Source organism: Streptomyces sp. NPDC044064 (assembly GCF_056434245.1).
Genome location: NZ_JBWKFN010000009.1, coordinates 204,875 through 224,027, shown reverse-complemented (window position 1 = coordinate 224,027; position 19,153 = coordinate 204,875). Strand labels below are relative to the sequence as shown.

Genomic DNA, 19,153 nt, shown 5'->3' with positions numbered 1-19,153 from the left:
GCTCGCCCTCCACCGCCCTTCCTTCTCTTCCTCTGCTCGGAAGACCCCCCCCCCCCCCCCCCCCCCCCCCCCCCCCCCCCCCCCCCCCCCCCCCCCCCCCCCGCCGCGTGAGCGTCATGCACGCGTCGGGGCGATGAAGCGTCGGGCGATGACCATGAGCCCGAAGGCCAGAGCCACGCCCGTCAGGTGGGCTCCGGCGAGTACGGCCTTGGAGACCGCGCCCGTGAGGTCTGTCTCCTGGGCCAACAGGACCCCGGCGACGTAGCACGCGGCCCAGAGGGCCAGCATCGCGAGCAGTAGCAGGACGACGCGCGCCGGACGGGAGCCGTTCCGGACAGGAGGCTGACGCGAGTCGTTCGGACACATGGGCAAGGTGAGCGGTGAGCGCCTGCTCGCGGTTGCCTGCCGCGTGACCGGGCATCCGGTCACAAGAGCAGGTGGTGCGCCAACGGGCCTCTCCTGCGGCCCGGGAGGCCTCCTCGTCGATGACGTAGGTCGGCAAGTGACGGCCGTCATCGATCAATAACCGATCGAATCGGCTGGTCTTGGTACTCAAGGGCACGTTCCTCTTGATTGGGGCCTGGCAGCCCGGCGGTGGTGGCAGATCGGGCGAGGCGCGGAGGGGACCGGCGCTGAGTGCTCTCGGAGCCGGCGACGTTGAGGCTGCGAGGGGAGGAGCGGGCGCCGTGCCGGGCTGTCGCCCAATGCGCAGGGGCCGGACCGAGGAGGGTGCGCATCACCCCTCGTCTCGGTCCGGCCCCTGCTATCGGTGGCGTGGTCAGATCCGGTGGTACCAGGTCCCGGTCTTGCGCAGGTCGAGGTACCTATTCAGCTCGGCCTGCTGCCACAGGGTCTCGGACACCCTCCATCGGGTCGTGGTGCCCTTCCTGTCCTTGAGCTTCAGCACGCGCTGGCTCTCCCTCCAGTGCCCCGCGCTGCCCTTGCGGATCACCCCGCGGCCGCAGACCTCCTTGGTAGAGCCCTGGGGGTGGCCGGGCGTCCTGGCCTTGGGCGCCATGCGAGGGCTCGGCTTGGTCAGGCTGGGACGCTTGGGCTGCTTGGGAGTGTCCGCGCCGGAGTCCGTGTCCTGAGGGGCGGCCGGCTTCTTTGGCGCGGCCGGTCTGGGGCCCGGCTTCAGCGGCACGCTGGCGCTCAACTGGGAGCTCCACGCGGCCTTCTGGACCGGCACGTGGCGGCAGACCGTGCCGTACTTGTCGGAGGTGGCGGCCACCCACTGGGGTGCGGGACCGCTCTTCTCGGTGACGGTGCCGTGGTCGACCACGACTGTCGTCGTATCCGAGCCCCAGCTTCCGCAGCCGACCAGTGCGCTCAGCGCCACGGTCGCGGTCAACAGGGCGATTGTGCGCGGTATGCGGGTGGTCCGGGACATGCGGGATTCACTCCAAGTCGGTGGATCGGTTGCGTGGTTCGTGTGGAATGGGGCCCGTGCTCGTAGGGGCCGGGGGAAGGCCGTGCCGGTGAGGCTAGACGCCTCCTCAGTGGTGGTCACCGTGCTTGCGGAGAGATCAGCGGGTGCGTCCCACGGGGCGGGCAGCGCATGCGGCGGGGGCCCGCCTGACGGGACGACGGGGCTAGGTAAGCCTGCTGTCAGAAGGAGCGTTCTGCGAGGGGTACCGGACCGGTGCGAGGCTTCTTAGGTGCGTGTAGAGGGGTCTCAAAACAACCCGGTGACCAGTAGCACAGCGCGCCGGGACCTGGTCGGTCCTCGGCGCGCTGTCGGCGGGCGGGAGAGAGCTAGGTCTGGGCGGGGGCAGGGGTGCCGATGGCGATGCGGGCGCCGACCAGCTGCCCAGCCTGGGCAGCGGCGCGTAGTGCCCTGGTGGTGGCCTTGCTGTCGCGGTTCCGGGGGTCGGGCCGTCCGACGTTGCCAACGTAGAGCACGGCCCAGCCGTACCGGGCGACCTGGGCGAGCCAGCCGTCCGGGAGGTCCACGGCCCCGGTGTAGAACTGTCCACCCTCGGGGTCGAGGACCAGCAGCCCGTCCTCGCCGGCCGGGCCGTGCCCGAGCAGCAGCACGCCGATCCACTCGGCGACCTGGGGCGGGGCCTGGCGCAGCCGGGTGACCAGATGGAAGCCCTGGCCCAGCAGGTGGCTGACGACCACGTTGGTCAGTTCCCCGGGGCCGTCGTTGACCACGTACGCCTTACCGACGGTCTCGGCGACCAGGACCGGCAGGTCGGCGCCGCCGTGGTCAAGGACGACGGCGGTCATCGTCATGGCGTAGCCGTCGGCAGGCGCGGCCGGGGCGAAGCCGGGGCCCATCTGGATGACCTCGGAGGGTCCGCACCGGTCGTGGACGTAGACGACGTGGGTGTAGGAGCCGCCCGTGCGCACCACCATGTTCACGGTGCCGTTCAGCGGCTGCCGGCAGGTGACGCACTGGCCGGTGGCCAGGGAGACCTCGGCGGCGCGGGCGAGGCCCTCGGGTCCGAGCAGGACGCGGACCTCGGGGCTCATGTGCAGCCGCGGCTCAGGCATGGGTGTGCTCCTCGGCATGCTCGTCGAGGACGGCGGCGGCGTGCTCCTGGCGGGCGCATCCGCGGGTGTCGGTGTCCCATCGGGCGTCGGCGGCTGGCACGGGGCCGCGGCTGGTGCCGTGGGCGCGGTCGTGCTCCAGCAGGCGGCGGGCGGTGTCCTCGGCATCCTGCTTGCTGATCGTGGGGTCCTCGACCTCAGCAAGGGCGGGCACGGCGCGGTCGGAGAGGGCGGCGCGGTGCACCAGGTACGTTCGCTCGCGCTGCCGGTCGCCGAGGTGGACGGTCAGCTTGTCGTCCAGGCGCTGGACGGCGGCGGTCGCGCGCAGCAGGGCGAAGGGGTCGGTGGTGCTCATCGGGTCCTTTCGGGGTGGGGCGGGACGGCGGCCGGAGCCGGTTTGAATGGCTCCGGCCGACGCGGTGTCCGCGTCCGGCGTCACGCCTGCTCGGGGTCGTGCAAGCCGGTTTCCTTGCACATCTCGTGCACGGCCTGCTGTGGCACGCGGACCCGTCCCGCGACGTCGGAGTCGCTGCAGCCCAGTCGATCGCGCGGCTGGCCAACTGCCGACGCTCGGCGAGGTACTTCTCCAACCGGTCGACCTCGGCGCCGACCACGGCGAGACGGTCCCACTCCTGCTCGCGTAGCTGGGCCCGGTGGCTGTAGGCGGCGTCCCTCGTGCCGAAGGCGTACCCCCTGCTGCGCGGCGTGCCGCTCCTCGCGCTCGATCCAGGTGCCGGCTCGGACCCGGGGAGGAAGAGCTTGCCCGGGTGCCATCGCTTCCAGGTCTCGCGCGGGACGTCGTTGACGGCCCTCCAGGTGGGGCCGGTACTGGGTGCTCTCGTGGAAGCTCAGCTCGCCCGTGGCGGTGTTCAGCAGGACGTGCTGGTAGGACCCGGGCGAGTGGTAGCCGTGGACCGGCTGCGACGGGATCAGGCTCACCACGGGTGTGTTGGTGACGCGGGGCCCCTGGTAGGTGTCCACGTGAGCACTGCGGCCGCGGCGGCGGTGCGCCTGCGCTTCACTTTCATCCGCGGATCGCCTCCATCGCCTGTGCTGCGAGGTCGGCGCGGCCTGCGGGATCATCGTCCTGGTTGTGGTCGTCGGCCTCCTGATCGACGTCGTCGATGCCGCCGTGCACGGTGCAGACGATGTCCTCGCTGCCGTCCAACTTGCCAGTCAGCGCGCGGTGCAGGCAGGTAATGCTGTAGACGGGCACCCAGGCGTAGCCGCTGCACTCGTCGTCGTACGGGCAGGGCACCAGCGCGTCGAACCCGTAGTCGCCCTCGCCGTCGACGTCGGTGCGCAGGGCAAGGGTGAGGTACTGCTGGCTGAGGCGGATCTCCGCAACGCGGTCTCCGCCAGCGATGTCGGAGCCCGGCTTCCACTGCCACAGCGGCAAGATCTCCGGCCCGAAGAAGCGGCGTACGAGCAGGAGGTCGCCCAGGCCGTCGCCGCCCTCCAGCCCGAGGTCGGCGTTCCAGGTCTCGCTCAGCCGCTGCAGGTAGGGCAGAAGCCGGTAGAGGCTGTCGCTGAAGACGACCTCGCTGAAGCCCTCGGCTGCCAGGCCTGGGTGGGAGTGAACCATGGCCTTGTGCTGCGCGCGGACCGTGTCGTCGGGCACGGTGCGGTTGGCTGGCCGCGAGCCCTGGCGCTCCAGACACACGGAGGCCGGGGTGGACACCATGACCGCGATGGCGGGCGTGCCGTGCCGCTTGGCGGCGGCAACCAGCGGTTCCCGGGCGGCCCTGGTGACGTTCGTCGCGTCGATGACCGTGTTCAGCTTTCGGGCCATCCTGCGCTCCAGGAGGAGGTGCAGGGCGTCGACCGCGTCGTCGGTTGCCTCCTGGTCGCCCGCGTCGTTGCTCACCGCTTCGCGCAGGGCGTCAAGCGAGAGGACGTGGCTCGCGGGCCAGGTAGCGGCCAGCGTCGACTTGCCCGCCCCAGAGGCACCGATCAACACGATCAGCGCGCTCTCCGGCAGGTCCGTGTACAGCGGCATGGGCGAGGTCATACGTGATCTCCTTGCAGGTCGAGGAACGGGGCGCCCAGCTCAGGCGCGGCGGAGCGTTGTCGGTGATGAGAGTCAGCTGGTGCGGATGCGGAGCAGGCCCACTGCCGCAGCTGGTCCCAGCGGGTGGGGTGCGTGTGCCGCCAGGCACTGCGGTCCAGGCCGTACTGCGTGGGGAAGCTCTGGGAGGCGCCGCAGGTGCACGTCCAGGCGTAGGGCTCGGGACGCGTGTCGTCGCGGGTGGCGGTGACCGTGGCCTGGGTGCCGTTGTGGCGTCCGTGGTAGGTGCCGACCCGTATCTGGGTCTTCTGGTCCTTCATCGGATTTCCTTCGGGTTCGGGTGCGCCCATCCAGGGCGCGTCGACGTGGACGCGAGCGGGAGTGGTGTCGTCGGGTCAGTGCTGGAGCCGGTGGACGTTGTCCGGTTCGTCGTCCAGGCCGTCGTGGTCGGGGGCGGTCGGCACCGGGATGTGGATCTGGGGCCGGACGTCGATCTGGGGCTGGAGGCGGGCGCCGCGTTTGGATGACTATGGGCGCAGGCTCACGCGCCCACGGGAGGCCGGAGCGGATGCGCCGGCCTGCGTGCGACATCGCCCCCGCCCTCACCGCTCGGATGCCGCGATGACGGCCGCGACGGTTTCCACGGTGTGGTGGAACGCCTGGTCAAGGGCGTAGTTGCCGCCCAGCGGGCCGCCCAAGTTGTAGTAGTCCTCCTTGCCGACGGCGTTGGCAAGGGCCTTGAGGTGGATGCGCCGGTCGGCCCACCAGTGGGTGGCGGCCGAGAGGGCGAGTGCCGCGGCGACCCGGCCGGGCTTGAGGCGCAGTCCGATGGCTCGGGATCCGGCGTACAGGACGGCGGCCTGGGTGGCGGTGTAAGTGGCGACGTGTGCCGTGCAGGCGATGCGCCCGGCGCGGCTGGACTGGTCCTCGCTCTCGTCGTGCTGGCCCTTGGTGACGGCTTGGTGGTGCGTCTGGATCCAGTGGTCGCCGAGGTCTGCGGCCATGCGCATCAGGGCGTAGGCGGCGGCGAAGCGGATGGCCCGGGTGCTGTGCTCGGTCATGGTGGAGGTGCTCCTCATCTCTCTGGTCGGGTGCGGGGGGCTCGGGGCAGCCAGCTGGCCGATCGCTCGGGTAGTGGTGGTGGCGTCAGCTTGTCCCGTCAGGCGCTGACCGGCGCTTCCCGCAGCTCCCGGCTGACCTGCACGTGCTGCTCCAGGAGGTCACGCACCTGCGCCATGGACGTGACGGGGACCGGCTCGTCCTCGGTGTCCGTGACGACGAATGTGTACTCGTGGGTCGGGTAGTCGCCGCCCTCGTTCTTCCGGTAGTGCAGGTAGGCGCCGTCGACGAGGGGGAAGACGGCGCCGGTGCCGTCGATGCCCACCCACCGCTGGGTCTTGTCCAGCAGGTTGTGTGCGGCGTCGACCTTCCCGGAGTAGAGCGCGGCCTGGTGGGCGGCACCGGCCCGGGCCGCCTCGGCCAGGCGGTCGATGAGCTCCTCGGCGTTGCCGGGCAGGTCCTCCTCCTGCTCCTGCGTGGTCAGCCCGTACGCCGGCGTGGACGGAGAGGACGGGGTGCGGGTGAGGGCACGCAGCGACGCCATGAAGGAGTCGAGGAGTGTGCTGACCCCCAAGGCGAGGACGAGTCCGAGGGCGCCAGCGGCCGCGGCAGCCCAGGGCGGTGTGAGGTGCGGGGCGTTGTAGCCGACCCAGCCGCCGACTCCGGCGGCGGTCAGCATGACGGCGAGTTCGAAGCCTTCCACGGCGATGGCGCCCGTACGGGGCGGGATGGTGCGCAGGTTCTTGCGCATGAGGTTCTCCTCCTTGGGAGTCCGGGAGCGGGTTGGAAACGCGGGCAGGCCGCCCGATCTGAGATCAGGCGGCCTGCGGGAGAGGACTGAGCAGGCCGTGGCGCTCGTCGCGTTGACCGGCGATGATGGCGTGCTCGTCCGGGAGGGCGATGGAGATTTCTGAGGTGAGCGCGGCTGTGGACCCGGGTGTGAGGTCCATGCGGTCGGGCCGATCATGACCCCGACCAGGCGGGTGACCATCGGCCCCGACCATCGGTCACGATCAGGCAACGCGTTGCTTGCGCTGCCGTGGTCGGGATCACGGTCGGCCCGCGACCATGACGGTTGAGCGCGCCGGATGCTCGAGTCGCGGCCGACGGGACGTACGGCGACACGGCTCAGGGCGTGGTGATCGTCGTGGTCAGCTTGCCGACCGTTGAGCCCATCAGGAAGCGTCAGGGCCGGTGGGTCCGCGCCCTGTGGGCGTCGAGGTGGCCTGGGCGTTGCTCAGAAGCTGGAAGTGCCAGCCGCGTCCAACGGCGTGGGCTCGGGTGTCTGCGCCGAGGGCGCTGAACAGCTGCCGACTTGCCGTCTTCACGGTGTCGTAGGCCACGTGCAGGTGGTCGGCGATCTCCGCGTCGGTGAAGCCGTGCGCGATGCCGATGAGGACCTGGTGGTGCCGCTCGGGCAGACGGGGTGGGCATGCGCCTGGCGCTGGTCCAGAGGTGAGCAGGCCGCCGCGGTGCGCTGAGTCAACCACGGCTGCGTAACCCCGTCGAAGCGTGACGCCCGCGGCTTGCCGACGACAGCAGCTGAGTGGCCGCTCGGGCCGATAGGCCGCAGCGGATACGGATCTGCTGCTTGGTCTGGCCGGCTGTCAGTGCGCGGACGATCCTTGCCTCCTGGGGCGAGAAGCGTCGTACCGGCCGGTGCGTCGGCAGCGGCATCAGCGGCCCGCCGAGGAACCCCTGCTGGTGCGCCAACGCCACGGCGTGGGCGCGGTCGTTGGCTTGGAATCCCTGGACGAGGTGGCGAACAGTGGCGGTCACCGCCTTCCGGGTGCACCCAACGATCTCAGCGATCTGCTGGTCGGGCGTGCCCCGGGCGACCAGCTGCAAGACGTTGATCCGCCGGGCGGTCAGCCAGGCTCCCAGACAGGTGCGGGGCTCGGCGGCGAGCCCGGACAGCAGCCCGGCGCGGTAGCCGTAGTCGACGATCGCCGGGCGTGCTGTCCGGCCGCTCACCCCGGCCAAGTCCCCAAGATTCTCCAGTGCTTTCCGTACCTGCAGTGGGTCGAGCCGCAAGGCCGCGGCGGTCTGCTCATCGGTCATCCCACGCGCCGCGCCGGCCAGGCACCAGATCTCGTACAGCGTCAGCCTCGGGGCCACGGTGCTGTGGTCTTGGGGGCTGGCGGCTGACGGGTAGTGCGGGGCTCCGGAAGCAAAGGGACCGTAGAGGACAGTGCTCGCGGAGAGGTCGGGACTGTTCGCGCACGGCTGTATGCGGTGCCGGGTCTGGTCGCAGGGCGGGAGGAGGGCGAGCTGGGCGGTGGACAACATTCGCGCATCCCTTCCGGGCGTCTGAGGGCTTTGTGGAGTCCGGGCGCGCAGCCGATGAGATGGGCCGGTCGTCGCTCGGTGTGCAGCTCCGGGCGCCGGTGTCGCCTTGCCCGGGTGGCGGCCGCGCGGCGCGTTCTATGCGTGATCCGGCTGATCAGCGGCCAGTGCGAGCTGCCCGGAGAAGGGGCAGTCCAGGTCGTCGTCGGTCGGGTGCTCGATCGGGGTCTCGGGACCAACGAACCGTCCGTTCCTGACCGCCGGGTAGTGCCCGTTGACCTGTCCGATGGCGTAGTGCGCCGTGCAGCAGGTCAGGAACACGAAATCGCCTTCATCGGCCACTACGGTCGCCACGCCGTCGCCACGCGTGCGCATGAGGGTTCCCAGAGGATGGGGGAACTCCTCGACGTAGATCTTCTCGAAGCTCAACTTGAGGCGACTCCTGTGTGCGGGGGTTCGGCCGGGTGTTCGCCGCGTCCCTTGCCCGCTCATCCGGCCCCGGGCGCGGCCTGCTGCCGCTGCTGTGCGGCGACGAGGTAGTCGCTGGTGAAGGACTGGTCGGTCACGGCGTGCACGGGGCCGTCGACGGGTGTCTCTTCGTCCAGCGCCCGGTGGGGCTGCAGGAGCGGCACACCGTCGGGGGTGAACTGGCCGCGGTGTCTCCAGACCAGCCCCTCGCGCCGGAACGGCTCGCCTTCGGGCAGGAAGGTGTTCCGCAGGTTGTACTCCTCGCCCGTGGCTTGGTCGGTCCAGCGGTTCAGGTCGTCGGCGAGCTGGGCGCAGGACTCGCACTGATTGGCCCCGTTCAGGTGTCGGCCGCAGAAGTACTTGCCGCAGCCGTGCTCGTCGCCGCCGGGGGTCTGGCCGCACAGGTAGGCGAGGCCCGGTCGATGGTCTCGGTGCAGTTGTCGCGGTCGCACGGGGCTGTGACTGCATAGCCGGCCTGGATCGTCCGGCCGCCGAGGACGACCTCGTACAGGGCATTTCCCACGGTGATCTCCGTCCTTTCGCAGGGGGCGCCGGACCGTGCTCTTTGAGCGGTGCCGGGCGAGTCCGGTTGGTGGGCAACCGGCAGGTGTGAGGGGAGCGGTGGTGCTTTGGCTGTTCCGGCTTCCTGCCCGCCCACGAACTCGGTGACCGGGGGGTCCGAAGGGCGGACAGGGAGACGTCAGTTCGGCGACGGCGGCAGGTACTGGAGGACGTAGGGCAGGTACTGGGTCGGCTCGGGCCGGGGCATGCGGATCTCCGCGCGGACCTCCACCTCGGGTGCGGGCGGCGCCTGGTTGTGCACGTCGACGTGGACGAAGGCGGCCGGGCGGATACGCAGGCCGCGAAGTGCCAGGCCGGACAGGGCAGCCCAGGCCAGGAGGGCGACTCCGGCAGCGACCTGGCGGCAGGGTTCGGGAGTTCCGAACCACACCATGATCGCGGTGGCGGCGCCCCATACCGTCCAGGTGAGGCGGGCGGGGCCGTTGTGGAAGAAGCCGAGGGCGAAGGAGGCGATGCCGATGGCCTTCCAGATGCTGTAGGTGGTAGCGGCGGTGATGGGCAGTGTCTGCGTGTGGGTGGCGAGGTAGTGCCGTACGGGGTTGTCGATGGTGGCCACCGTCCCGTCGACTGCCGCTGCCCAGCCGGGCACCTGGGGCATGGCCTGGCTCAGAAGCCAGGCGCCGAGGAGGGTGAAGCAGGCGCTGACGGCCATGTGGCGGACGGTTTCGTGCCGCCACAGCTGCGGCAGTTTCGTCCCGGCCGGGCGGATCCGGCGGCTCAGCCAGTCGAGGGCCTGGTGTAAGCGGCGCCGCCAGGGCGCATGCTCGTGGTGGTTCGCTTCGTTGGGGGTGGTGGTCATGGTGGGTTCGCCTCTCTTCACGGGTGGCGCAGGGCGGTTGGTAGCACCGCGAGCAGACGGCCGGCGGGGCACGGCGAGAGCTGGGCGTTGGATCGGTGGTGCTGTTCCGGCTCTCCGCCCGGCCCCGGTGACGGGTTCGGGAGTGGACAGACAGACGTCAGCGTGGTGAGCAGATGGTCTTCCGGCGGGCTGGGTTACTGCTTGCCGTCGGTGAGCTGGTTGTTGGTCCTGCCGAAGCCCCGGGTACTGGTGTGCAGTTCGGTGTGCTGCACGTAGACGGTCCCGGTGTACTGGTTGACCGTGTGATCCGGCAGGGCGGAGGCGCCATCCCGGAAGGCCCGTCCGATCATCCGGGCGGCGGCGCCAATCGCGATGAACACTCCGGCGGCGCCCAGACCAGCGAAGGTCAGTTGCATCGGGCTGACGCTGGACAGCCGCCACAGGACCAAGGAGATCGCTCCGCCGACCGGCAGCGACCCCCAGGTGTAGACGATCACGAGGGTCGCGTGGTCGGTGGCCTTCTGGGACATGGGGGGCCGTCCGTCCTGGGCGAAGGGCACGGCGTCCCCCACGGTGGGCTCGGTCGGCGCGGGAGTGATGTCGCGGTACCGGGTCGCGGTGGGGGTGCTGCTGCTGAGCCCCTCGGCGATCAGTCTGATCGACTCGAACTCTTCCTGAGCCGTCAACTCCCGCCCGTGTTCGCGGTGGTGGTCCATGGGGATGTGACTCCTTGCTGTGCGGCCGAAGGCGTGGAAAGACGCAGGGAGGCGGCCCGCCGTACCAAGCGGGCCGCCTCCCTGCCAGGCGTCGTCTTACTTGGAGGAGACGTTGTTGACGGTCTGGCTGAACCCGGCCGCTCCGTGGCCGAACATCTCCTGGACCTTCTCGACGGTTGACGTGCCGAGGGGCGTCATCATCACGAGGATCCAGAAGATCGAGACGACGGCGACCTCCCGCTTGCGGAAGCTGCTGTCCTTCTTCATCCAGATGGCGATGCCTGCGGCGACGAGAAGGGCGAGTCCGGACGAGGTGAGAGCGAACGTCATGGCTGATCTCCGACTTCTGTGAAAGGGGGAAGGGGGTGGGGGGTCAGGCGTCGAGGCGTTCGGCGGTGTGCCAGTCGCGGTCGATCTGGGTGAGCTTTCCGAGCCGCTCCAGCCGCTTCGTGGCGTTGGCGACGTTGGGCGGCTTCAGGGAGGTGACCTCCGCGATCTGCTTGTTACGGCGGGCGCCGCGGTCGACGGCGTGCCAGACGAGTTCGGATCGGCTGGGCGGTACCAGGTCGTCCAGGTCGTCGTCCTCGACGTCCGTGTCGACGTCGGCCGGGATGGCCGGGGCGGGGGCGAGGTCGACGACGGTTGTGTTCTTGCCGCGCTTTTCCTGCTCGTGCTTGACCAGGTCGCGCAGGAACTCCTCTTCCTCGCCGGCGTCCATGTGCCGGTACTCGTCCCGCCGGAGGTAGGCGATGCCGGCGGGGCTCATGGCGGCGATGGCGTCGGCCTCGGCCTGGGTGAGGGTCGGGCGGGGCAGTTCGCGGGCGATGCGCACCGGGTTGGGGTGGAACATCATGCGGGACTGGGTGTACTGGTCGGAGCCGTCGGCGATGTAGCCCAGTCCGCCGGTTCCGGCGCCGTTGGGGAATGTCTCCGGGATCGGCTCGAGGCGGAACTTCGGTGTCCTGGAGCCGAGCGACATCACGTCGATGTCCGCGCGTGCGGTGCGGAACAGGGCGATGTTGCCGGACTGGAGCATGTCGCGGATGGCGTTGGCGTGCTTGTTGGTGCCGATGGAGTCGAGGTTGGGGATCTGCACGTAGATGCGGGCGCCGATGCCGGCGGACCGGGTCTGGCGGCCGAGGTTGGACACGCTTGCGAGCAGCGGGTTGACGTGGTCCTTGGCCGGGTCCATCACCATCTCGTTGAACTCGTCCGCGGTGAACTGCATGGGTGCGAACGGCTCGTCGGGGACGAAGAAGCTGCGGCCGTTCATGACGTAGCCGTCGGCGTCCTGCCACTGCATCTTCATCTGGGTCGAGAAGCGGAACTTGCCGACGTCGACGGAGGCCTGGGCCATGAGCATGGCGCCGTAGTGGCTCTTGACCAGCCAGTCGAGGACCTGGGTCCAGGAGGCGAAGCCGGCGCCGTACTTGCCGTCGGCCAGCCACCCGATGATCCTGTTGATCACCTGGGCGATCAGGAGTGTCTCTTCCAGTGAGCTCTTGCCCGAGCCGGTGGTGCCGGAGGAGAACGAGTGCACTGCGGACATGCCCTGGCGGCCGGTGAGCCCGAACTTCCCCTCGTTGGGGATCATCAGACGCCAGCGGGCGGGCTCGCCGTAGATGTCCTTGCCGACGATGACGTAGCCCTGGTCGTCCATGACTAGGGCGCGCGGGTCCAGCGGGACGCCGTCCTGGAGCGGGTTGGTGGACATCTCGTTGATCTCGATGCGCCGGGCGTCGATCACCCGAAGGTGGAGGCGGGAGACGGCGTCCTGCCCGTCCATGTCCAGGGCCTGGGCGATGGCGAGCGGCTGCACGTCGGCGACCGAGGAGCCCCGGCGCGGCATCTGCAGCTTGAAGCGTCGGCCGTACTCGGTTTCCTCGGGGTCGTAGAGCTCGCTGCCGTGGTAGGGGGTGTACTCCTCCCACACGGCCGCGAGGTCGTCCATGTCCAGCTCGGAGGTCCTGGTCCGCAGCCGGACGGAGAGCTTGGCGCGGGAGGCGGCCATGTCGTCGGGCCGGTAGATGTTGACCGCCCGTGGCGGGACCTCGAACGCGATGCTGACCGCGTCCTGGCCGACGCCGAGGGCCGGCTTGGCGGTGGTGGAGACGATGATCGCGGTCAGCTTGTCCTCGTCCAGGTGGACGTCGGTGAGCTTGGACGCGGCCAGCGGACCCTGGTCGCAGGCGATCCACTCGGCCCACCGGGCCAGGTACCAGTCGAGGCCGGCCGGGTCCCCGGCCGCCTTTGGCGTCCCCCGACCGGGCACGTCCCATACCCGCGCCCCCCAGGTTGCCGCGGTGGAGGCGACGAGGAAGCGGGCCCACCAGGGCACGTCGATGTAGCTGCTGGCGGGTATCGCCGCCAGGGGGCCGGCCCGCACCGCCATCTCCACGGGGCTGTAGCGGCGCCACCAGCCGCGCTCCCAGTCGGGCAGCGCCCGGGCCCAGATGGCGCGCAGCGTCGCGGACCGCCAGCGGAAGGCCTCCGCCTTCGCCTCGCGGACCAGGGCGGCACGGTCGTCGCGGTTGCGCCAGCCGTCGGCGATCCCGATGGTCGGCACGAGCAGGCCTTCGGAGCCGACAGACGGCCCGTACGCGTGGTCGCCGTCCAGGCGGCGGCGCATCCGGCGGACCCTGCGCCGGTAGCCGCGCAGACTGCTGCGGCACATCCACTCCCACGGCTCGCCCTGGCCGGGCAGCCAGCGCCACGGGCCGGGGTTCATGCCGAGCACGGCCCAGCTGGCTGCGATCCCGGTGGAGCCGAGGGTGGTGAGCAGTAGCGGGTCACCGGACAGCCAGCCGGAGGCGATGCCGAGTCCGGAACCGACATACAGGCCCGGGTTGTGCATTTGGGCCATCCGCGCACGCAGTCCGGTCAGCTCCTGGGGAGCGTTGTCTTCCGTCTCTTCCTGGGTTGATGTGGTCGTGGCCATCCGGTTCTTCTCCCGTTTTCAGCGAAGACGAAGGGCGGGACCGCACCGTGCGGTCCCGCCCTTCGAAGGAGGGGGGTGGGTGTCTGGTGCCTAGCGGGGCTGGATGAACCTCGCCTGGGCCATCGGCACGGTGTGGGTGCGGTTGGCTTCCCGCATCCGGCCGTGCTCCGCTTCGGTCGCCTGGGCCAGGCCTTGGGCGTTGGCCTGCAGGGAGTCGGCGCGGCCGACGATGCCGGCGACGTCGTCCGCCATAGCCTCTGACAGGGTGAAGACCTGCATGTAGCCGACCGTGGTCGGCTCGTCGACGGTCAGCTTGCCCATCGCCTCGGACAGGTACCGGGCCGAGTCGGCGCGGTCGTGGTAGCGCTTCTTCAGCCGCTCGACGGCCCGTTTGGTCATGGTGGCTCGGACCCCGTACGCCGTCGCCCGGGCCAGGATGGCGGCGACGGTGACGAAACCAACAGCCTTGCCTGCGCTCATGGTCAGGCTCCCCTCGTCTCGTAGACCTCGTTGTGTGCGGAGGTGTCCTCGGAGTCGACCGCGTCGCTGACGTACGCCTCGCGTTCGGCGACCTGCTCCATGTCCAGGGCGATGTTGTAGTAGACGCCCTGGCCGGCGATCAGCAGGGCCTTGGCCCTCACCACGGCCTCGCCCTGGGCGATCGTGTCCGTCTTCAAATTGGTGAGGTGGCTGCCCATCGCCTGGTAGTCCTCCCGGCAGCGGATGACCCAGGCCTGGAGGGACTTCCCGAAGCCCGTCGCCTCCATCTCCGCGAGGAGTGTGTCGCCGCGCCCGACTTCCCGGTCGGCGCGGTCCTTGATCCGATCGCAGACCTGCTGGTCCTCCTCGCACATCAGGGAGAGCTCGTCGCTCTCCTCCTTGACGGACTCGTACGTCACCTCTGCTGCCATGCGCCCAACTCCTCCACCGGCGGCAGCCGGTTCACTGTCTCGGATCCGTCCCGACGTGGTGCCTTCGGGCGCCGCCGCCGGGCTTTCGGGTTCGGCGGCCGGACTTTCGGGCCTGGCCGCCGCGCTTTCGGGTGCCGCCGCGGTGGCTTCCGGCTCCGCCGGGGCCGGCGCGGGTTCTGTTTCGGCTGCGCCGGGGGGCTCCTCGGAGCTCTTCGGCTCTGCGGTGCCCTCGGCTTCGGCGGCGACGGGCTCGGGTTCGGCCGCCGCTTCCTTGGTTTCGGGCCCGGCCGTGGCCTCCTCGGGAGCCGGTGCGGCCTCCGTGGCGGGAGCCGCGGGCCCCTTCACCGGCGCCACTCCGGCCCCATCTGGCGGCGTTTCAGGGCCTGTTGAGGCCTCCGTGGCACCGGGGGAGCCATCGCCGCCTGCAGGAGGCTCTGTGGCCCCCTCAGGCGGTTCCACGGCGCCTTCCGGCTCCGGGGGCTCGGTCGCTTCCTTGGGCCGCTCCAGGGAGACGCCCTTGCCGCCGCCGCTGTCGGCGCCCACCTTCGGCGGGTCCTTCGGGATCGGCGGAACGTCCGGCGGGCGGGTGGGAGGCAGCGGCACGAGCACCGGGGCCGGGTCAGCGTGGCCACGGGCCTTGCGGCGCCTGCGGTATTCGCGCAGCGCGCCCCGGCCGGTGTCCTGAGCCCAGCCGACGCCCTGCGCGGCCCACCCCCCGGCGCGGCGGCCCATCGGGGTCGCCAGCCGCTCGATGCGGGTGTGTCCGCGGTAGCCCGAACGGAACGCTTCCGGCAGCGTGAGCACCCGATCGTGCTCCGAGGCCGGCGGTTCCTTCCCAGGCGAGACGCCCGACTTGGGCTCGGGCGGCGCAGAGCCCCCATGCTTGTCGGCGATCTTCTGCACGGCCTTCTCGTGCCGCGTCCGCTCCCTCAGGATGTCCCGCTGTGCCGGGGACAGCCCCATCTTCGCTTGCTCGCTCTGCGCGCCGGCCGTGTGCACGAGCCACGCGCAGGCCGCGAGAAGCAGAACTTCCATCGCTTTCCCCTCACGGTCTGCAACCGGGGGAGTGAACGCCCGCCCTCGTGCGCGTACGTACGCGTGTAGGGGCGGGTCGAGTTCATCTCTCCCCGGGGTGAATGAATGGGTGAACGATCACCGTGTGTGACGAACGGTGATCTGCTGGAGGGTGTCGCTCACCTCGCGCCAGGCGCGGGTGGCGACCACTGGATCGACTCTTTGGAGGACGCCGCGCAGCCGGTCCAAACGCTTGGTCGCGCCCTCCTTGGGTGACCGCTTGTCCGCCCGTTTGATCTCGTTGGTCCAGTACGCGGATCCGCGCGCCGAGTGGCGGTCGGTGGTCCGCTGGAGGGTGTCGACGACCTCGCGCCAGACGCGATCGGCGACCTCCGGATTGGCTTCCTTCAGCAGTCCGCGCAGCCGGTCCAAACGCTTGGTCGCGCCCTCCTTGGGCGACCGCTTGTCCGCCCTTTCGATCTGTCTTGTCCAAACCGCGGTTCCGCCCACGTTTCCGTGATCCTCCGTTCGATCGCTGGGTCAGGCGGGGTCAAAGCCGCAAAGCGGCTCGCAGACTGCGATGCCAGATCACCCGCCTGCTGTTTGTGCTGGTCACCTACCGATTCACCTTCCTGACGGGCAGGTTGGGTGAGAGGGTGGGACTCGGCGCTTCGGCGCCTTCACCGCGTCCCCGAGGTGTTGACGGCATCTCGGGGGCCGGTGGAACCGTCGAAGGAGTTCGTGCAGGTCACTACGCGGCGGTGTACCCGCTGGCGAGGAGTTCGGCGGCCTCCTGGCGGTACTTCGAAGCGGTGTCGGTGGAGGACACGGCCGTCTCGCGCTGGATGTCGGCGAGCAGTACCTGGTCTGCGTTGCCGCCTGCGGCGATGACCATCCGGGCGACCTTGCGGACCGCACGCTCGCGCGGCGTGAGCCTCGCGGCGTCCTCGATTTCGATCGCGCGCCGCTCGACTTCGGCGGCAGCGAGCCGCGTTTCGGCGGCGGTCTTCGCGGCTTCGGCCTCGCGCTGCCCGGCTTCCTCCGTGTTGGCCCGGGCAGCCGCCGTGCGCTCTTCTTCCTCCGCCGCCAGCCGCTGGGCTTCGGAGGCGCGTCGGCGCGTTTCGGCGGCGGCCAACTCCGCTTCGGCGGTGGCCATGTCGGCTTCGGCCTCACGCTGGCGGGCTTCGGCGGTGGTCGCCGTCTCGATCGCCTGAGCCTCCGCCACGGCGATTCGGTCGGCCTCCTCCGTCGCCCTCCGCATCTCGGCGGCCTGCGCCTCGAGCTGGGCCGCGCGCACATCCGCGGCGGCCTGAGCCTCGCGCTCATCGGCCTCATCGCGCCCGGCCTTCGCCTGGCGGGCGCGGGCCTCGGCGATGACGGCGGTCTCCAGCTCGTGCTTCTCCAGCTCAGCGGCCCGCTCAGCGGCGCTGATCTTGGCACTGGCGTGGGCGCGCGCCTGGCCCGTCTCACCGTCGATCTCGGCCTGCGCGGCCGCGACCTTGCCCTCGGCCCGCAGCTGCTGCTCCTGGGCGTCGAGCTGGGCGAGCTTGCGGCGGGTGTCCGCCTCCAGACGCCGACGTTCGGCATCCTCCTGGCGGACCTCCGCTGCCTGGTCCTGCTCGTCGGGCATCGCCAGGGCCTGCGCGACGGTGTAGCCGTACGGCGCCATCGTCATCGGCAGCATCTCGTCCTCGGTGGCCCGGGACAGGTCGCCCTTGTGCTTGCGCTTGAGCCACAGCTCGTAGGCGATGAGGTCCTGGTCGCGGCGGATCATCTCCGGGTAGGAGGTGATGCCCCACAGGCGCATCCGGCGGTAGATCTTCCAGGTCGGGACGGGGGCAAGCAGCCACCGGTCCAGCGGGATGGAGTCGCGTTCCTCCTGCTCGCTGGGGCGGACCACACGGTCGATGGACGTGCGTCCCAGCTCGACGACCATGATGAACAGGACCGGGACGACGGCGTGCGCGAACGCGGCGACGTAGTCGAGCAGCTCCCAGGCCCGGTCGCGCGGGGCGCCGGAGGCGGCGTTGAGGACGACGGTCGCGGCCGTGAGCAGCCACACCGGGTAGCGGATCCAGCTGATGGGCCGCTTGAGCCAGGCCATCAGCAGGTCGACGGCGATCATCACCATGATTCCGGTGTCGACGCCGACCGCGAACAGCTGGCCCTTGCGGAGCGAGCCGAAGTCGAGTTCCTCGTACGCGAACGAGGCGACGTGCTCGAACGACAGATAGAGGCCGATGCCCGCGAGAGCGAGCGCAGCCGCAACGATCAGTCCCGCGGTCAACTTCTGCGAGCGGGTCAGCCGGCCGCCGGACGGGGTGCCGTCGGTCTTGATCGGCTTCCGCTCCTCCCCCTCCGAAACGAAGTCCGGCGCGTCCGAAGCGAAGCCGGGTGCGTCCGAAGCGGGGGTCGGCGGGTGCGAAACGGGGGTCTCGCGTGCCGCCATCTGCGGCACGTCAGTGATCGACATGGGGGCCTCCGGAATGGGCGGTTCAGGGTGTGCACGAAACGATGGGGGCCGCTCCCGAAACGTGGACGGCTGCTCCCGAAACGGCAGTCGGTGGAGTCGAAGGGAGCCCTGAGCGGGCCGGTCCCTTCCCGTAGCCGACCGTGCTGGACGGCCGCCGACCGCATGACGGCCGACGGCGTCGGGGAGTGCTGGCAGATCGGGCACGAAACGGCCCGCCGCTTCTGCAGGGCGGCCACGAAACTCAGGGCGCGAAGGGGAGCGTTACTCCGGGCTCGGTACGAAGGGGGTGGTCGTACCGAGCCCGGCCTTGGAGCGCGGGATCGGGGGATGGTCCCTGCAGCTCCCCGCCGTTCCCGCCCAGTTGGTCGGCGGGGACGACAGGCAACCCCAGGGCGCAGTCAGCGCTGGTCGCCCGGGGGCTGCTCGGCGACCGGGTCGTTGCCGAGGAACTGCCGGGAGAGCGGATGCTTCGGGTTGGCGGTCAGGATCATCGCGGCGCCGGTGACCAGCACCAGGGCGAGGACGACGGTGAGCACGATCGGCATGGCGGATGCCCTTCCGTGGTCGGATCTTCGGGGAGTGGCAATCAGAGGAGTGCGGCCCAGGCGCGGGCGTCTTCGTCGATCTCGTCCTCGGAGACCGAGAGGTTCATCGCGGCGGCCCTGAGGTTCGAGCAGAGCTGGAGGATGTCCTCGGGCGGCTCGACCTCGCTGCGGCGCATCGCCGCGCACTTGCCGGTCGCCATGGCCGCGAGCATCCGGGCGTGCTTCCGGTGGGTGTCGGCGGCGTCCAGGCCGTCCTTGTCCGGAGCGGCTACCGGGATGCAGGCGGGAGAGGTGCTGTAGGGCTTACCGCTGTGCAGCCGCTTCACATCGAGACCGAGGCCCGAGGCGTGGCGCACGAGAGAAGTGGCGACGCTGAGGATGGCCTCCCGCTGCAGGGCGTCGGGCTGGGTGAGGGCCGCGGCGATCTCCGCCCCGGCCTGCCGGGCGTCCTCCAGGTCCTCGGCCGTGCGCGCGGCCGCCGTCTGCCGGGCCTGTGCCGCTTCCAACTTCTGGCGGAGGTCGGCGAGTTCGCTTTCGAGGCCGGGAATCTTCTCGGCCTCGGTCACCGCTTCCTGGAACTGGCGGTGGGTCCTGCTGGTGATGACACGGAGCATGTGCTCCCCCTTCACGGTGGCCGTGCCGTCCGGGCTGTCCGGCTCTCTTCGACCCCGTCCGTACCGGCACCGGGCCGGGACGGACGGGGGAGGCAGCCGTCAGACCGACGGGTGGTCCGCAGGACCGTCAGCCCGGTCGCGTTCCGTGGCCAGGGCGAGCCGGTGCGCCGCGGCCGCGCTGGTCTTCCCGCTTCCGGTCATGCCGCCGATGAGCATCTGGGTGTCCGTGAGGCGGATGGGAAGC

At 70.6% G+C, this 19,153-nt stretch carries 23 protein-coding genes; all 23 read right to left on the bottom strand.

The genetic code is table 11. The annotated features are described in order from the left end of the window. Positions 1-114: 114 nt before the first annotated feature. The 23 genes from AC07DS_RS17305 to AC07DS_RS17195 all read right to left on the bottom strand — a co-directional run bounded on the left by AC07DS_RS17305 (position 115) and on the right by AC07DS_RS17195 (position 18,909). Entirely contained in the window at positions 115-288 is a 174-nt protein-coding gene (locus tag AC07DS_RS17305; RefSeq protein WP_479146159.1) for a hypothetical protein, read from the bottom strand. 490 nt (positions 289-778) lie between these two features. Next, positions 779-1,351, bottom strand: coding sequence for a hypothetical protein (locus tag AC07DS_RS17300; protein ID WP_479146157.1), 573 nt, complete (start codon positions 1,349-1,351; stop codon positions 779-781). Positions 1,352-1,755: 404 nt separating this feature from the next. Then, positions 1,756-2,499, bottom strand: coding sequence for a hypothetical protein (locus AC07DS_RS17295; RefSeq protein ID WP_479146155.1), 744 nt, complete (start codon positions 2,497-2,499; stop codon positions 1,756-1,758). Continuing rightward, complete coding sequence (locus AC07DS_RS17290; RefSeq protein ID WP_479146153.1) at positions 2,492-2,851, bottom strand: hypothetical protein; 360 nt, start codon at positions 2,849-2,851, stop codon at positions 2,492-2,494. Before AC07DS_RS17290 ends, AC07DS_RS17295 begins: the two co-directional genes overlap by 8 nt. 669 nt (positions 2,852-3,520) lie before the next feature. Continuing rightward, a complete protein-coding gene (locus AC07DS_RS17285; protein WP_479146151.1) occupies positions 3,521-4,507 on the bottom strand; it encodes an AAA family ATPase in 987 nt (328 codons plus the stop codon). Further along, positions 4,504-4,824: a hypothetical protein gene (locus AC07DS_RS17280; protein ID WP_479146149.1), complete on the bottom strand. Its 321-nt coding sequence runs from the start codon at positions 4,822-4,824 to the stop codon at positions 4,504-4,506. The genes AC07DS_RS17285 and AC07DS_RS17280 overlap by 4 nt, the downstream gene beginning before the upstream one ends. A gap of 282 nt (positions 4,825-5,106) precedes the next feature. Further along, the gene (locus AC07DS_RS17275) at positions 5,107-5,565 is read right to left on the bottom strand and encodes a transcriptional regulator (protein ID WP_479146147.1); all 459 of its coding nucleotides are present in this window, start codon (positions 5,563-5,565) and stop codon (positions 5,107-5,109) included. Between the two features lie 98 nt (positions 5,566-5,663). After that, positions 5,664-6,314: a hypothetical protein gene (locus AC07DS_RS17270; RefSeq protein WP_479146145.1), complete on the bottom strand. Its 651-nt coding sequence runs from the start codon at positions 6,312-6,314 to the stop codon at positions 5,664-5,666. 64 nt (positions 6,315-6,378) lie between these two features. Next, entirely contained in the window at positions 6,379-6,513 is a 135-nt protein-coding gene (locus AC07DS_RS17265; RefSeq protein WP_479146144.1) for a hypothetical protein, read from the bottom strand. A 225-nt stretch (positions 6,514-6,738) separates the two neighbouring features. After that, positions 6,739-7,053 (bottom strand): helix-turn-helix domain-containing protein, encoded by a 315-nt coding sequence (locus tag AC07DS_RS17260; RefSeq protein ID WP_479146142.1) that lies wholly within the window; start codon positions 7,051-7,053, stop codon positions 6,739-6,741. Then, positions 7,046-7,681: a LuxR C-terminal-related transcriptional regulator gene (locus AC07DS_RS17255; RefSeq protein WP_479146140.1), complete on the bottom strand. Its 636-nt coding sequence runs from the start codon at positions 7,679-7,681 to the stop codon at positions 7,046-7,048. Before AC07DS_RS17255 ends, AC07DS_RS17260 begins: the two co-directional genes overlap by 8 nt. Positions 7,682-7,987: 306 nt before the next feature. After that, a complete protein-coding gene (locus tag AC07DS_RS17250) occupies positions 7,988-8,278 on the bottom strand; it encodes a hypothetical protein (RefSeq protein ID WP_479146138.1) in 291 nt (96 codons plus the stop codon). 59 nt (positions 8,279-8,337) lie between these two features. Beyond that, on the bottom strand, positions 8,338-8,769 hold the full coding sequence (locus AC07DS_RS17245) for a hypothetical protein (RefSeq protein WP_479146136.1): 432 nt from the start codon (positions 8,767-8,769) through the stop codon (positions 8,338-8,340). A 248-nt stretch (positions 8,770-9,017) separates the two neighbouring features. Beyond that, positions 9,018-9,698 (bottom strand): hypothetical protein, encoded by a 681-nt coding sequence (locus AC07DS_RS17240; protein ID WP_479146134.1) that lies wholly within the window; start codon positions 9,696-9,698, stop codon positions 9,018-9,020. 194 nt (positions 9,699-9,892) lie between these two features. Beyond that, entirely contained in the window at positions 9,893-10,414 is a 522-nt protein-coding gene (locus AC07DS_RS17235) for a hypothetical protein (protein ID WP_479146132.1), read from the bottom strand. A 96-nt stretch (positions 10,415-10,510) separates the two neighbouring features. Continuing rightward, the gene (locus AC07DS_RS17230) at positions 10,511-10,744 is read right to left on the bottom strand and encodes a hypothetical protein (protein WP_479146130.1); all 234 of its coding nucleotides are present in this window, start codon (positions 10,742-10,744) and stop codon (positions 10,511-10,513) included. 43 nt (positions 10,745-10,787) lie between these two features. Further along, positions 10,788-13,352 carry a hypothetical protein gene (locus tag AC07DS_RS17225; protein ID WP_479146128.1) on the bottom strand — a complete coding sequence of 855 codons (2,565 nt, stop codon included), beginning with the start codon at positions 13,350-13,352 and terminating at the stop codon, positions 10,788-10,790. Between the two features lie 90 nt (positions 13,353-13,442). Then, positions 13,443-13,832, bottom strand: coding sequence for a hypothetical protein (locus AC07DS_RS17220; protein WP_479146126.1), 390 nt, complete (start codon positions 13,830-13,832; stop codon positions 13,443-13,445). Positions 13,833-13,834: 2 nt separating this feature from the next. Then, on the bottom strand, positions 13,835-15,298 hold the full coding sequence (locus AC07DS_RS17215; protein WP_479146124.1) for a hypothetical protein: 1,464 nt from the start codon (positions 15,296-15,298) through the stop codon (positions 13,835-13,837). A gap of 117 nt (positions 15,299-15,415) precedes the next feature. Next, positions 15,416-15,787 (bottom strand): hypothetical protein, encoded by a 372-nt coding sequence (locus AC07DS_RS17210; RefSeq protein WP_479146122.1) that lies wholly within the window; start codon positions 15,785-15,787, stop codon positions 15,416-15,418. 241 nt (positions 15,788-16,028) lie between these two features. Beyond that, a complete protein-coding gene (locus AC07DS_RS17205; RefSeq protein WP_479146120.1) occupies positions 16,029-17,750 on the bottom strand; it encodes a DUF2637 domain-containing protein in 1,722 nt (573 codons plus the stop codon). A gap of 398 nt (positions 17,751-18,148) precedes the next feature. Then, entirely contained in the window at positions 18,149-18,295 is a 147-nt protein-coding gene (locus AC07DS_RS17200) for a hypothetical protein (RefSeq protein WP_479146118.1), read from the bottom strand. Between the two features lie 41 nt (positions 18,296-18,336). Continuing rightward, on the bottom strand, positions 18,337-18,909 hold the full coding sequence (locus AC07DS_RS17195) for a hypothetical protein (protein WP_479146116.1): 573 nt from the start codon (positions 18,907-18,909) through the stop codon (positions 18,337-18,339). Between the last annotated feature and the right edge of the window lie 244 nt (positions 18,910-19,153).

Excerpts from the sequence above, each read along its gene's own strand:
- AC07DS_RS17305 (WP_479146159.1), bottom strand. The coding sequence starts at position 288 with ATGCTGGCCCTCTGGGCCGCGTGCTACGTCGCCGGGGTCCTGTTGGCC.
- AC07DS_RS17295 (WP_479146155.1), bottom strand. The coding sequence starts at position 2,499 with ATGCCTGAGCCGCGGCTGCACATGAGCCCCGAGGTCCGCGTCCTGCTC.
- AC07DS_RS17205 (WP_479146120.1), bottom strand. The coding sequence starts at position 17,750 with ATGTCGATCACTGACGTGCCGCAGATGGCGGCACGCGAGACCCCCGTT.
- AC07DS_RS17290 (WP_479146153.1), bottom strand. The coding sequence starts at position 2,851 with ATGAGCACCACCGACCCCTTCGCCCTGCTGCGCGCGACCGCCGCCGTC.
- AC07DS_RS17275 (WP_479146147.1), bottom strand. The coding sequence starts at position 5,565 with ATGACCGAGCACAGCACCCGGGCCATCCGCTTCGCCGCCGCCTACGCC.
- AC07DS_RS17285 (WP_479146151.1), bottom strand. The coding sequence starts at position 4,507 with ATGACCTCGCCCATGCCGCTGTACACGGACCTGCCGGAGAGCGCGCTG.
- AC07DS_RS17225 (WP_479146128.1), bottom strand. The coding sequence starts at position 13,352 with ATGGCCACGACCACATCAACCCAGGAAGAGACGGAAGACAACGCTCCC.
- AC07DS_RS17230 (WP_479146130.1), bottom strand. The coding sequence starts at position 10,744 with ATGACGTTCGCTCTCACCTCGTCCGGACTCGCCCTTCTCGTCGCCGCA.
- AC07DS_RS17235 (WP_479146132.1), bottom strand. The coding sequence starts at position 10,414 with ATGGACCACCACCGCGAACACGGGCGGGAGTTGACGGCTCAGGAAGAG.
- AC07DS_RS17200 (WP_479146118.1), bottom strand. The coding sequence starts at position 18,295 with ATGCCGATCGTGCTCACCGTCGTCCTCGCCCTGGTGCTGGTCACCGGC.
- AC07DS_RS17220 (WP_479146126.1), bottom strand. The coding sequence starts at position 13,832 with ATGAGCGCAGGCAAGGCTGTTGGTTTCGTCACCGTCGCCGCCATCCTG.
- AC07DS_RS17265 (WP_479146144.1), bottom strand. The coding sequence starts at position 6,513 with ATGGACCTCACACCCGGGTCCACAGCCGCGCTCACCTCAGAAATCTCC.
- AC07DS_RS17270 (WP_479146145.1), bottom strand. The coding sequence starts at position 6,314 with ATGCGCAAGAACCTGCGCACCATCCCGCCCCGTACGGGCGCCATCGCC.
- AC07DS_RS17280 (WP_479146149.1), bottom strand. The coding sequence starts at position 4,824 with ATGAAGGACCAGAAGACCCAGATACGGGTCGGCACCTACCACGGACGC.
- AC07DS_RS17215 (WP_479146124.1), bottom strand. The coding sequence starts at position 15,298 with ATGGAAGTTCTGCTTCTCGCGGCCTGCGCGTGGCTCGTGCACACGGCC.
- AC07DS_RS17195 (WP_479146116.1), bottom strand. The coding sequence starts at position 18,909 with ATGCTCCGTGTCATCACCAGCAGGACCCACCGCCAGTTCCAGGAAGCG.
- AC07DS_RS17240 (WP_479146134.1), bottom strand. The coding sequence starts at position 9,698 with ATGACCACCACCCCCAACGAAGCGAACCACCACGAGCATGCGCCCTGG.